At 36.5% G+C, this 12,559-nt stretch carries 10 protein-coding genes and 2 other annotated features; all 10 genes read right to left on the bottom strand.

The window, feature by feature from the left end; translation table 11 throughout:
* Nucleotides 1-146: 146 nt before the first annotated feature.
* Nucleotides 147-1,364 carry a threonine--tRNA ligase gene (gene thrS, locus MMB68_RS12780; protein ID WP_277548926.1) on the bottom strand — a complete coding sequence of 406 codons (1,218 nt, stop codon included), beginning with the start codon at nucleotides 1,362-1,364 and terminating at the stop codon, nucleotides 147-149.
* Between the two features lie 53 nt (nucleotides 1,365-1,417).
* Nucleotides 1,418-1,646, bottom strand: a binding site (T-box leader).
* A gap of 39 nt (nucleotides 1,647-1,685) precedes the next feature.
* Nucleotides 1,686-1,912: a binding site (T-box leader), on the bottom strand.
* A 391-nt stretch (nucleotides 1,913-2,303) separates the two neighbouring features.
* Nucleotides 2,304-4,046 carry a sulfatase family protein gene (locus MMB68_RS12775; RefSeq protein ID WP_221783234.1) on the bottom strand — a complete coding sequence of 581 codons (1,743 nt, stop codon included), beginning with the start codon at nucleotides 4,044-4,046 and terminating at the stop codon, nucleotides 2,304-2,306.
* Between the two features lie 507 nt (nucleotides 4,047-4,553).
* The gene (locus tag MMB68_RS12770; RefSeq protein WP_221783232.1) at nucleotides 4,554-5,012 is read right to left on the bottom strand and encodes a cell wall hydrolase; all 459 of its coding nucleotides are present in this window, start codon (nucleotides 5,010-5,012) and stop codon (nucleotides 4,554-4,556) included.
* A gap of 189 nt (nucleotides 5,013-5,201) precedes the next feature.
* Nucleotides 5,202-6,503: a valine--pyruvate transaminase gene (locus MMB68_RS12765; protein WP_221783230.1), complete on the bottom strand. Its 1,302-nt coding sequence runs from the start codon at nucleotides 6,501-6,503 to the stop codon at nucleotides 5,202-5,204.
* Between the two features lie 15 nt (nucleotides 6,504-6,518).
* Nucleotides 6,519-7,754, bottom strand: a complete 1,236-nt coding sequence (locus MMB68_RS12760) for a DUF6421 family protein (RefSeq protein WP_221783228.1) — start codon at nucleotides 7,752-7,754, stop codon at nucleotides 6,519-6,521.
* 27 nt (nucleotides 7,755-7,781) lie between these two features.
* Nucleotides 7,782-8,720: a DMT family transporter gene (locus MMB68_RS12755; RefSeq protein ID WP_221783227.1), complete on the bottom strand. Its 939-nt coding sequence runs from the start codon at nucleotides 8,718-8,720 to the stop codon at nucleotides 7,782-7,784.
* Nucleotides 8,721-8,752: 32 nt separating this feature from the next.
* Complete coding sequence (locus MMB68_RS12750) at nucleotides 8,753-9,313, bottom strand: hypothetical protein (RefSeq protein WP_221783225.1); 561 nt, start codon at nucleotides 9,311-9,313, stop codon at nucleotides 8,753-8,755.
* A gap of 15 nt (nucleotides 9,314-9,328) precedes the next feature.
* Complete coding sequence (locus MMB68_RS12745) at nucleotides 9,329-10,591, bottom strand: ATP-grasp domain-containing protein (protein WP_277548923.1); 1,263 nt, start codon at nucleotides 10,589-10,591, stop codon at nucleotides 9,329-9,331.
* Nucleotides 10,592-10,902: 311 nt separating this feature from the next.
* Nucleotides 10,903-11,487: an NAD(P)H-dependent oxidoreductase gene (locus tag MMB68_RS12740; RefSeq protein ID WP_269870667.1), complete on the bottom strand. Its 585-nt coding sequence runs from the start codon at nucleotides 11,485-11,487 to the stop codon at nucleotides 10,903-10,905.
* Nucleotides 11,488-11,616: 129 nt separating this feature from the next.
* A complete protein-coding gene (locus tag MMB68_RS12735; RefSeq protein ID WP_277548920.1) occupies nucleotides 11,617-12,465 on the bottom strand; it encodes a helix-turn-helix domain-containing protein in 849 nt (282 codons plus the stop codon).
* Nucleotides 12,466-12,559 lie beyond the last annotated feature (94 nt).

Here is a 12,559-nt window from a genome sequence, read left to right as displayed (position 1 = left end):
GTCTAAGGCAAAAGTTATACTGCTGATATATATTATCTTATACCCTTCTAGTTCAATATTCCCTTCATTTTGGTGTGAGACAAAATGAAGGGAATCACTATCCGACTTAAAAAATCGGATTTTTCTATTTAGTAAGGTAAATAGCTTCAATAAACTCTGTTTAAATTCTTTTCTTTATTCAAGTGTACAGCTGCCTCTTCCACACTTACTGTTCCTATATTTTTCTTCCCGTGCTTTCGCATAGCAAGCGATTCATTTTCCACTTCTTTATCTCCTATCACAGCCATATAAGGAACTTTCAGCATTTCTGCTTCTCGAATTTTCAGCCCTATTTTTTCAATGCGATCATCTACTTCAACACGATACCCTTTTAACTCCAGCTCGTGTTTCACTTTATATGCATATTCCATATGCGGCGGTGCAATAGGCAATAGTTTGAGTTGAACAGGAGCTAACCAAAGAGGAAATTGACCTTCGTAATGTTCAATCAAGATGGCCATAAATCGTTCAACGGAACCGTATATAGCGCGGTGAATCATTACGGGACGATGCGGTTTATTGTCTTCTCCAATATACATACAGTCAAACTTCTCCGGCATTAGGAAATCAAGCTGAACTGTGCCGCACTGCCAGCTGCGACCTAAGGAATCTAAAATATGAAAATCGATTTTCGGCCCATAAAAAGCTCCGTCTCCTTCATTTACCTGATAGTCTAAGCCTTTTTCACTTAACACAGATTGAAGCGACTTTTCTGCTTGGTTCCATGTTTCAATATCTCCCATGAATTTTTCAGGTCGTGTGGATAGCTCCACTTTGTAATCGAAGCCAAAATGTGAGTAAAAGTCATGGATAAACGCTAGAATGCGGCTAATCTCAGCTTCAATCTGACTAAGTTCTACGAATAAATGAGCGTCGTCCTGTGTAAATGAACGGACTCTTAGCAATCCGTTTAAAGAGCCAGAAAGCTCGTGACGATGAACTAATCCAAGCTCTGCGTATCGAATCGGAAGTTCTCGGTAGCTTCTTCGCTTGCTGTTAAACAATAAAATGGCTCCCGGACAATTCATCGGTTTGATCGCATAGTTTTGTTTGTCAACATTTGAAAAATACATATTCTCATGATAGTGCTCCCAGTGTCCTGATTGTTCCCAGAGCTCCTGTTTCATCATGATGGGTGTTTTTATTTCTTGATAGCCTGCTTTATAATGCTTTTGTTTCCAGTAGTTTTCTAACTCATTTCGAATAATCATTCCGTTAGGTAAGAAAAACGGCATACCAGGAGCTTCTTCCATCGACATAAACAGCTCCAGTTCTTGACCTAACTTTTGATGATTTCGCTTTTCTGCTTCCACTTGTTTTGACATGTTCATTCCTCCAATATGTTTTTATTCAACAAAAAAGCCGCACTCATCCCTAGTAAAGGGACGAATGCGGCCGTGGTACCACCCTAATTCCGTAAAATACCCATACGTATTTTACGCTTAAAAAGATAACGGTTTTACCGGTTGCGGTTTCAGTGTATACACATTCCCCGCCGCAGCTCCAAGGTGGTAAATTCATTTCGTTTTCTAAGGGTTCTCAGCCAGTGACCCTACTCTCTGTAAAGAAAATCCAAAAATGATTCATGTCCTTTTCATTGCTTGTATATTCATTTTTTCTACATAAAAAGCCGCACTCATCCCTAGTGAAGGGACGAATGCGGCCGTGGTACCACCCTAATTCCGTGAGATACTTATACGTATTTCACGCTCAAAAAAGATAACGGTTTTACCGATTGCAGTTTCAGTTATGCACGTTCTCTGCAATAGCTCTAAGGTGGTAAATTAGATGATTTCTTAAGGGCTCTCAGCCAGTGACCCTATTCTCTGCGAAGAAAACAGCATCTAATTCGTGTCCTTTTCATTGCCAAATACTGTTTATTAGTTGTTAAAAGCGATTATAGTGTATAAATTTAACAAAAGTCAAGAAGTAATTTTTTATTTTTTAATGGTATAGAATTATTTTACGCTTAAATTTTTGAAAAGTTACTTAAGAATATACGGACTTAAAAAGTTTTTTATTATACTATTAATGACTACATTTCATTCTTATTTTCATAACAATAAAGGCGAAAAAGAAAGATGCTATAAGTCCTTATTTGTTTTATCTAAGCAGAATTAACGAAGTGAAACCAATACTATCCCAAACCAGAACAATTAACACATCACAAGCGTCATCAGGTTTTTTTATTTATATACTAAAATATTAAATACACCTTTTTATGCTTACCCAAATGTTTGACTTCAATCCGTAGAAACTATTTTTTATCTATCTTTAGACGGAAGCTCATCATGCATGCTTCCACTTTGCGGAAAAATCCGTTTTTTCCTGACTTGTTCTTTAAGAATAACATTAAGCTGGCGCTGAATTTCCCTTGTTTTATTTGTCGAAAAATACGGGTGAGCCAGATTTACTGTTTCTAACGGATCCTTGGTCAAATTGTACATTTCAATTTGATCAGGAACACGGGTTGTTTTAAGGGTAGTAAAACTTACAGGATAACCTTCATATTGCTCTCCGTGAATGAATTCATCTTTTTCGTCAGCTGCTGACCAAAATTGCAGATTATCATGATAGCGAGCGTATTTCCAAACTTCCTTTCCTGCCGCTGACGAAAACTCGACAATGACCGCTTGAATGTGATTAGGCTGAACAACTGACGGGTAGCTTTCTCCTAAAAAATTTGTTTGGTGAAGTCCTTTTGTCGGGTCATCATCCGTCATGAAGAAAATCGCTGTTTCCTCTTGCTCAGCACACGTTTCTCCTCGAAGTATACCTGACAGGTCTCGCCCAACAAATGGATGTACTTCCGTATGACTTTTTTGTAGTTGCTTTTGAATAGCGGAAGCATCTATATTAGCTAAACTAAGCATTGTCGGGATCAAGTCAACGTGACTAGTCAACAGGTCTGTACGTTGATAGCTAGGAAACAAATGCTTGTTGTGAATGAGAAACGGCACATGAATAGATTCTTCATACATGTTGTACCATTTTTGATGTAGTCCTCCGTGAGCCCCAAGCAAATCACCGTGATCAGACGTAAAAATAATAATGGTATTTTCATAGAACGAAGATTGTTCGATGGTCCGAAGAACTTTTAAAATTTGTTTATCAACATTTTTTTGAAGCTGATAATATAAGCGCCGGTAGAAGCTAGAATTTGGCGTCGGCTGCAGCGCTTTTGGGTAGATGTATTTATAGCTGCTTTGAGCGCTAGGCTTTGTTTGTAAAGATTCTCTAATGGTAGGTGGCGGCTCGATGTCCGGAGTTGTCTCGTCAATAGAAAACTGAAACATAGGAAGGTGTTTGGTAATCGCTCCGAACAGCGCAATGTCATGCGGGTTCACAAACGAAGCTACCATGAGCCAAGGCTGCGCAGTCTTTTGATATTCTAATCGTTGGATAAGCTCTATGATTTCCTCTGCATATATTTCGTCTCGTCCGCTCACTCCAATGGCCGCAGATGAACCAGAATTGTGCGGATTTCTCCCTTCCGGCTCTGGACCAATCCACTCTGAAAAACCAAACTTTTCAAGCTTATTAGCCCGTTGATAGAGACGCTCTTTTTCTGGATCCGGTATTCCTGTTTGCATCTGATAGCTAGAAAAAACGTTATGTGTTCCTGGAATTAAGATGTTCTCATCAGAAATATGCCATTTTCCTTTATAAAAGGTTTGGTACCCAGCCTGCTTAAAATAATCTCCCATCGTTGGGACGGTATTAGGCTGCAGCCAAAACATATCAGGATCTTGTGACTTCTTTGCGATACCTTGCGTTTGCGAAACTCCGTGCAAGGAAGGGTATTGTCCTGTAAACAATGTAGCTCGACTTGGTGAACAGGCTGTAGAACCGACGTAGTGACGAGTAAACTCCATTCCATGCTGTTTTAAAAATTCATGTGCTTTTAAATGTTTTTTTCTCCACTTTTTTAGTTCTTTACTTTCATATAAGGGTGGAAATCGCTCCTCGTCCACGATAATTAACAAAAAATTAGGCTGTTTCTGCATGTTTACTCCTCCGCGTGTTTATCAAATTTTCTGTATTGATAAACTATGTAAAAAGCACTTTTTTTAGAAGAACGGAGTACGGTTCATGTCTTTTTATAACCAAACAAAAAAAGACTTGGAGGATTTCTCTAAGTCTTTCATAGCTCGTTTCAATACGATATTCCTTATTTTTTGTATGCTTTTAGCTGCTGATTTCGTTTATAGGTGCCAATGATACTAGGTATACCTACAATTATACTTATCGTAAAACTTCACATCATGTAGCGCCAATCCCCTGTAAAAAGCGCTACTCCCATAAAAAAAACGAGCTGACCGACAAGAGCTCACCATGAAGCTATCCAAGCAAACATCATATTCTCTTTCACGTTATCACCTCATATTTTTAATTATGAATGACTTCTTATATTTTACCATGAAATTCTAATTTTAAAGGTTGTTCTACTGTGTATTTTATGTACATAACTAAAAAAGCTAATGACAGCGCGTAGCTAGGCATTAGCTTTTTTATTATTTTGCAAATACATGATTTCCTATTTTAATTGTTTCCTGCTTTTGGCGCAGCCATTGATCTCCCGTTTTATCAGGATTAAAGAAGAATAATGAACCTTTTCCTTGACCTTGGAAGTTAATTGCTTCTTCTACAGCTTTTTTTGAATCTTTGTCTGCAGGTTTATTAATTTGACCGTTGTTGACCGGACTATACTGACCTTTTTGATAAATAACGCCTTTTACAGTGTCTGGGAATTTGCTGCTGTCGACTCTATTTAATACAACTGTCGCCACGGCTACTTTGCCTGCATAAGGCTCTCCTTTGGCTTCGGCTGATACGAGACGGGCTAATAATTCTTTATCATTTTTATTTACTTGAACGTGCTGTTCATGAGCGGGCGCTGCAGCAAATGCTGAGTAACCTGCACCAAAACTTGGGATAAGCATCGCTATAGCGATTACTAGTTTCTTTATCATAAAAATAAAAAGCCTCCTTGCTATTTCTTGACGTGGTTCATATGCTAGCAGAAATATAGGAGTCTTTCATTGCAAAAAATTATCCAATTCCAAAAGAAATTGGATGTTATTGTCTTCTTTAAACAATCTTTAGCTTATAAAGAATCCTTTATGATTACGTATGAGTTGCACCTCTAAACCTTAAAGAAATTATATTTTTTCTGTTTGAAATATAAAGTTTGAACTGTATATTTCCTTAACTACTGAAGAAAGAATATCAATTCCTTTCTTTAACTCCTCATCTGTAGCAGTAAGACTTATACGAATACACTCCCGGTTGTGAGAAGAAGATTGGCTGCTGTGAAAGAATGATCCGCCTGGTACTACAATCAAGTTTTCTGCTTTTAATTTATTGTATAGATCGCTATCACTGAAAGGCAAACCTTCTAACCAAAGCCAACCAAATAACGAACCTTCCGCTTTGTGCAAATACCAAGGAATATCATCCGGCATACGTGTAGTTAAAAGATTTTTTAAATAGTCATGTTTTTGTTTATAATGAGTTCTTATATAGTTAGCTGAAATTTCGGCTAACTGCCCGCTCTTTAAGGTGTTAACCACCATTCGCTGACCTAGCCTAGAAGAGTGAATTAAAATATTTGATTGAAATGCTTCCATTACTTTTATGAAGTCACTTTTTCCTATAGCAATTCCTATTCTCTCTCCAGGCAATCCGGCTTTAGAAAGACTCATGCAGTGAATGATATTATCCTGTATGATTGGATCCATTTCAATAAAATTAATAGCAGGAAAAGGCGGTGCGTAAGCTGAATCAATTAGCAATGGAATGTGATAGTCCTTGCAAACTTGGGATATAAACTGTACGGCTTCTTCGGAAAGGATGTTGCCGCTTGGGTTATTAGGTCTTGATAATACAATAGCTCCGATGTCTGGGTCCTGAGCTATTTTATCTTTAAATGCCTGTTTGTTAAATTCATAACGAAACGTATGACGATCAATCTTTGAAAGGATAGGAGGAATTCCTTCTATTACACCTTCCTCGAGCGTGACTCCACTATATCCAGCGTAATCTGGCAGCATAGGTATTAATGCTTTTTTTACTCTTCCTTCTTTACTTGTACCGCAAAACGAATTTAAAGCTAAAAAAAAGAGATTTTGACTTCCCGACGTGATCAAGACTTGTTCTCTGTCCAGTTTAATACGATAATTCGTAAAGAAGTATTCTCTTATGCAATCAATTAATTCATGCGTACCATAACTAGAACCATATTGGCTAATCAAATTTTTTAATTGTTTGTCGTTCACAATATCTCTTAAAGCTTCTTCCCACATTTCATAAACTTGAGGGAGGATGGCAGGGTTGCCAGCACTTAAATTCACATATTGATTGAGATTGGAATTGAGCACTTCTTGGATGTCATGCATAATAGCGCGAACGCCTACTTTATTAGTCATTTTGTTTCCTATTTTACTTAAATGCAAAGCAGTCACTAGTGCACCTTCTCCTTAAAGATTATGGTCATTGAATAGTAAGTATGGAACTTCAATCTTTTTATTTTGATGATTAATAAAGTAATTGTCCGGGATAACAAATTTATCACCGTTCTCACTAGGCAATAAGTATTTTCGAACATAATGTTCAGCTTCTGCTTTATAGTCAAGGTCATTTTGAATCGTTTCAAGTTCTTCAATTTCTTTTACTAAAAGATCCAGTTCTTTTAAGCATATGTCTAAATCTAAATAAGCATGGTCTCCTTTTCGGGATATTGAACGCCCATGTGCAACTAACCAGCTAAAAAGAAAAAATCCTGTTCCAGAATCAAAGTTTCGGGGTGCATTATGCTGACTAGGATATCTCAAAAGTCGTTCAAAGAGAACAAATTCCGTTATCTCTTCCCAAAAAGGATATTTTCTTTTATGAAGAGTCAGCACCGTCTGGCAATCTACTTTAACTTCTTCTAGTACGCCTGCAAAAAAATTCATTTTTCCCTGTATATGTTGATCAAAAGGTTTATTTCCGCAGTGATGGTAATAATCATGCAGATATCCCCAGATTACCCTTGCCTCATAGGTGTCTTGTCTATTCATAGTATGAGATTTAAAGTTAAAATCAGGAAAGATAGAATACGCTCTTTTTAATGTATCCTCATTGTATATGCTGTGAAATTTATTAAAGAAAAATATCGCGAAGTTTTGAGTTGTTACCTTTTCTTTTGTTTTTACATTCTCAGGGAAAAATACAATACACTTCCCTTCCATAAATCCTTGAGTGCCAGCCAACAGCTTTAAAGATTCACATCCATTTTTAGGATGAGGAAGGTCTGCTTCGATGGATTTCATGATTTCAGGTTCATCGCGAACGGCGATAAAGGCTTCTAAATAAAACCCTCTTTTTGTAGGGCCATTAGGCGTTACAATCGGTCCTAAAAAGAACGTTGCTTCCCCGTTTACAGGCGGGCTATAAGCAATTAACGTTTGATCAAAGTAAGGAGACTGATCGAGTCCTCTTTCAATCCAATCACATACGTCATTTTTTAATGCATCCCACACTTCAGGTAAATTTAAAGAGTTATATATTGTTTCAGTTTCAGCGACTACTTTTAATAAGAGCTCTCTAGCTTTTTCGTAATTTCTTTTGACCTCTCCATTTGGGCCCTGATATTTTCTTATCTCATATAGAGCAGGTACTATTTTATCGTTTAATAACTCCACTAAACTTTGGGTATGATTTTTTGTTAACATGATTAAAACCCTCCTTTTTTAGAACAGCTACTTAGCAGAAATATTTTTAGATGATTTAAGAGTAGAGCTATTTGTGTTTTTCTCTATTTGCTTTTTCAAGTTAATAAATATAACTCCTGCTATTACAAATGCTGTACCTATATAGACCTGTTTGTTTAATGCTTCACCTAAAAAGACAAACCCTACATATAAGGCGATAACCGGTGAAATAAATAAATGTGCCGTTGCTTTTGATATATGCCATTTTTTTAATAAATAAATATTAATAGAAAACCCCAAGACCGACCCTATAATGGCTAAGTATAATAATGAGATAAGGCTAATCCCAGAGAAAGTACGGTTTCCGTTTTCCACAAATAAACTAACAATCAGTAAACAAGCGCCTCCACTTAGCATCGAAAAAGAATTAAAGGTCATAATAGGCAAGGATTTTATGCGAGATTGAACTTGAACAGTTATAAAAGCAGAACCTAGCATAGCCATTAAAATGACAATCATGGCTACTATTTGAATCACATTTCCCTGTATAAACAGCTGATTTCCAAATACAACGCTCATACCAATTAAGCACATGACTACACCTATCTTTTGTCCTTTTGTAGCTGGTGTTCCTTTAAATAAGCGATTAAATAAAAGAGCAAACACTGAAATGCTGGCAGCTAAAACGGAAACAAGTCCGCTTGGCAAATAGACGGATGCCCAATAAACAGAACCAAACGGTAGAGCAAAGTACAAAATTCCGTTTAATGCTGAAATAATTACTACTTCTTTTGAAACGGCCATTTTTTTTGTGAGTAAGAGGTAGAGGGCAATTATTAAACTAGCAATTAAAAACCTCATACCTGCTGACCATAGAGGCAAGCTATCTTTTAATCCAGTCTTTTGAAAAGCCCATGTCGTTCCCCCGATGACGGCTAATAGACAAAACAAAAGATGTACATGAATACGGGTTAATTTAGAAATCACTGTTTCACCTTATTTCTTTTTTTAAGTTGTGCCTATTTTCTTCCGTGGAGCGTAAAACACATCGGCACTTCTCCAAAATCTTTTACAACTATTAACCCCTGCTCGTTAGCGGCTTTACTCGTTGTAATACATGCGTCCACCTTTCCTTCTAAGCAATCAATCGCCGCTTGAGCGTTACTATTTACTAACTGAACATTAGGACTGATGGAATGAGCTAAATCAACAGGGGCAGGATGTGAAGCAATTAACAGGTTATTGTTTGTTATCACCTCTTCTTTTGAGGCAAGCACCATGTTATACGTTGGCATAATAAAGCTATCTACTAGCTCTAAACTAGTTAAATTTTTGAACACAATATCATGTAAGTAAGGATATACCGCGCAGCCTAGAAGAGCAGAACTCTCTGTTTCTTTCACATGAACTAAAGCTTCTTCCAACGTTTGGTGTAAAAAGACCTGACCTTGTATGCTTTGGCGTTCGAACCACAGATAGCCTGCTTTTTCACAATTTGTTCCTTCAGGCCCTAAGGTATGGATAATGCTAATTTTTTGAAGCTGCTTATTTTTCTTACTAGACGACTCTGCAACTATCATAGCCTTTGATACCCCCTATGCGTTTACTTTATTTTGATAAACGATTTTTACTTTGTTATCTAAATACCTGTAATACTGCTCACAGTCGGAATAAGAGTCATGAGTGGTTAAAATAAATCCAGGGTAACCTGAAAAGTGCGGATATGGTAAAATGTCTGTCCCTTTAGTTATAAATTGAATAACCCTTTTTACTTCAGTATCTCTACGCACGTCTTCTAAGCCTCGAATTTCTTTAAAAATCCCATAGCCTTGCACAGGGATAATGTAGTTGCCCACCACTTTCTTTCGTTTTCTTTCATTTTTCAATGCAGGAGGTTTTAATCCTAATACATAGTAAAAAACTAGCTCCATATAGTTAATACCTGTACTTTCCTTTACGATGTAGTGAGAAATCCCAGATCCTCCAATGCGCGCTCCTATTTCAATTACATAAGGTTTTCCCGCTGGATCCAGGCGTAATTCAATATGAGCCGGTCCATCCTCAATCCCTAAAGCATTTGCTGCTCTAGCTGCTTCTTGTGCAATAGATTGCCAAACGTTTTCTTCTAGCTGAGCTGGAGCTATATAAACACCTTCTTCAAAGAAAGGTCCTTTGGAATTTCCTTTATAACCTATAGAAAGTACATAAACTTCCCCTTCTACAGAGAACGTTTCAATAGCAAACTCTGGCCCGTCTATAAATTGTTCAATTACCATGCTCGTTTTATTTTTTGTGAATTTACTTAGGTCTTCTTCATTTACGCGTCTCACTTTTTCTATGCTGTCAATCAGTTCTTTTTTATTATTCGCTCGTGATACACCTTGACTGGAAAATCCGTTAGAAGGTTTTACTACGACAGGATAAGGCAGTGAAAGATTCTTGAATTCCTCCGTATTTTCAATCTCTTTAAAATACGGAGTGTTAAGATCATTATCTTTTAAAACCTCTCTCATTTTCTGTTTGTTGCGACAGTTACTAATCACAAACGGTGATAAGCCCGGTAAGTTTAATTCTTCTGTCAGCTGAGCTACAAACTCTAACGCAGGCTCATATAATGTCATAATGCCGTCAAAAGGATTTTTGTGATGCTCTGCTTTAATAATCTCAAGAGCTTTGTCTGGGGTGTGAAATAAATCAATGGGTATGAAATTTTGTACGTTTTTAAGATGCTTAGGTTCTACTTCTTCTTGGTTATAAAAAAACGTCACTTTAATTCCGAGAGCTTCTGCTTCTTCAAAAATAAACGGTAAATATGTATTTTGTAACACAACTGCTAGATGCTTATTTTGTAACGGCATTTACTTCCCCCCTACTTTTAAACAGCTCCTCACTGTTCGATGACTAAATTCTAATGACCGCTTCATATATTTGTCAATTTAATTTTATATAACATTAGGAATATATAGAATATTTGATATATTAGTAAAAGGTAAAGAAAAGAATGATTTATAGGGTTAATACTAAAGCGAAATTAAAAGCAGGAATTTTGCTATTTGATTATAAAGATATTGTTAGAAAAATTTAATGAGAATTTTTCTATAAAAAAGAAAGGTCGACATAGATTCAACCTTTCTTTTTTATATTTTTTATTAAAATAGATATTTATCATTTATAAAGTTACATCTTTTTCAGCCATCTCATTTAGTATTCTTTTTAATGCAATGTTGGGGTTTAATGCGGGATCCTTTATATGCTGAACTAAGCCTTCCGCACTTTCACTAATCTCTTTTTCGGTAGCTACAACCGAATTGTATTGAACAAAGTGAGTAAGAAACTTCATGCCTGTTAAGTTAGCCGTTTGTTGCAGCGGTTTTGTTAACTCACTGATCGTATAGTTGTTATAACCTCCTGCTCTGTATGACTTTTGCGAACCCCCCACTGAAATTGCCAACACAAATTCTTTTCCGTGCAGTCGAGTACCATTCGTACCGTAGGCCCAGCCGAAAGTTAATACATCGTCCAACCATTTCTTCATTAACGGAGGTGTGCTATACCAGTAAAAAGGAAATTGAAAAACGATGCGGTCATGCTTTAATAAAAGCTCTTGTTCTTTTTCTACATCAATTTCCCAATTTGGATAGCTCTCATAGATATGATTAACTGTGACATCTTCCTTCTCTAATCGCTTCATCCACGCTTTATTAACGTTAGATTCTGTTAAATTAGGGTGAAATATATTTACTAATACTTTCATTATGATCTCTCCTCTACTGTGTATGATCTTTATAGTACGGAGATGATTTTCACTTAAACATCTCCTCTTAAATCGCTTTACACGTTTATTTTAGGAGATATTCAAGTCGTTTTCTTGTACAAAATTCGGTTATTTTTGTACAAAATTTTGTTTCCACTTAAGCGGGGAGATTCCGGTTATTTTCTTAAAATGCCTTGAGAAATGGCTTTGATCTGTAAAGCCTAATTCATAAGCAATTTCACTGAGCGGCAAACTAGATCTTTGCAATTTTTCTTTTGCTCTTTCGATCCGAATCTTAAGCAAGTATTGATGAGGCGTTACGCCTAGCGTTTGTTTAAAGCTGTTAATGAAATGAGACGGACTTAAATTAGACAAACGAGTTAACTTATCTAATGTAATTGATTCAGCATAGTGGTCTTGCATGTATTCCATCGCTATTTTTAAATGCTCAAGTCCCGGATCCTTACCAAGGAAATTGGACTGACTATCGTTATGCTGTTTTAAAATGTGATAAATAATTAAATTTGTAACTGAGTCAATGTACAGTTTTCCTTGGGGATTCCCCTGTTCAACTTCTTCGCTAAGCCATAAAAGCAGCTGCTGCATTTTATAATCTTGATTTCTAAGGTAATAGCTTAAATCAAGCCTAGAAGATAAGTTTTCTTTATCAGCTATTTCTTTAACGATTTGAGGATCTAACTCGACACGCAAAAAAGATAGCGGTTCTTTCCATTCGCAAGTGCTGTCAGCTCCAGCAGGAATAAAGTTAATATCATTTTTAAAAGCTACTCCTCCATGAAAGCTATCTGCTACTGTTTCTTGAATCGCAACAGGCTTAGCGGTACGGTGAAGAAGGAGCAAATGTTTATCCAACGTTTCACGTGCTTGTTGAGGCTGCACGTTTTCTGCTTTTATAATTTGAACATTTTCTTGTTTTTGACTCAAAATGTCCTTTGAGTTAAACTTCACTTCTTTCATATTGCGCTCCTTTTTCATAGATATATCCATTTTTCACTTTCTTGTTTGAATTTATGTGAACCCTTTTTGTTTACTATAACGAAAGAGAAAATAA

This window comes from Priestia sp. Y58 (genome assembly GCF_029522095.1).
Taxonomy (GTDB): Bacteria; Bacillota; Bacilli; order Bacillales; family Bacillaceae_H; genus Priestia; species Priestia megaterium_E.
Note: the sequence above shows the minus strand (reverse complement) of the source record. Positions and strands in the feature narration are given on the sequence as shown.

Coding starts and splice junctions, on each gene's coding strand:
- thrS (WP_277548926.1), bottom strand. CDS start 1,364: ATGTCAAAACAAGTGGAAGCAGAAAAGCGAAATCATCAAAAGTTAGGT.
- MMB68_RS12775 (WP_221783234.1), bottom strand. CDS start 4,046: ATGCAGAAACAGCCTAATTTTTTGTTAATTATCGTGGACGAGGAGCGA.
- MMB68_RS12770 (WP_221783232.1), bottom strand. CDS start 5,012: ATGATAAAGAAACTAGTAATCGCTATAGCGATGCTTATCCCAAGTTTT.
- MMB68_RS12760 (WP_221783228.1), bottom strand. CDS start 7,754: ATGTTAACAAAAAATCATACCCAAAGTTTAGTGGAGTTATTAAACGAT.
- MMB68_RS12750 (WP_221783225.1), bottom strand. CDS start 9,313: ATGATAGTTGCAGAGTCGTCTAGTAAGAAAAATAAGCAGCTTCAAAAA.
- MMB68_RS12745 (WP_277548923.1), bottom strand. CDS start 10,591: ATGCCGTTACAAAATAAGCATCTAGCAGTTGTGTTACAAAATACATAT.
- MMB68_RS12740 (WP_269870667.1), bottom strand. CDS start 11,487: ATGAAAGTATTAGTAAATATATTTCACCCTAATTTAACAGAATCTAAC.
- MMB68_RS12735 (WP_277548920.1), bottom strand. CDS start 12,465: ATGAAAGAAGTGAAGTTTAACTCAAAGGACATTTTGAGTCAAAAACAA.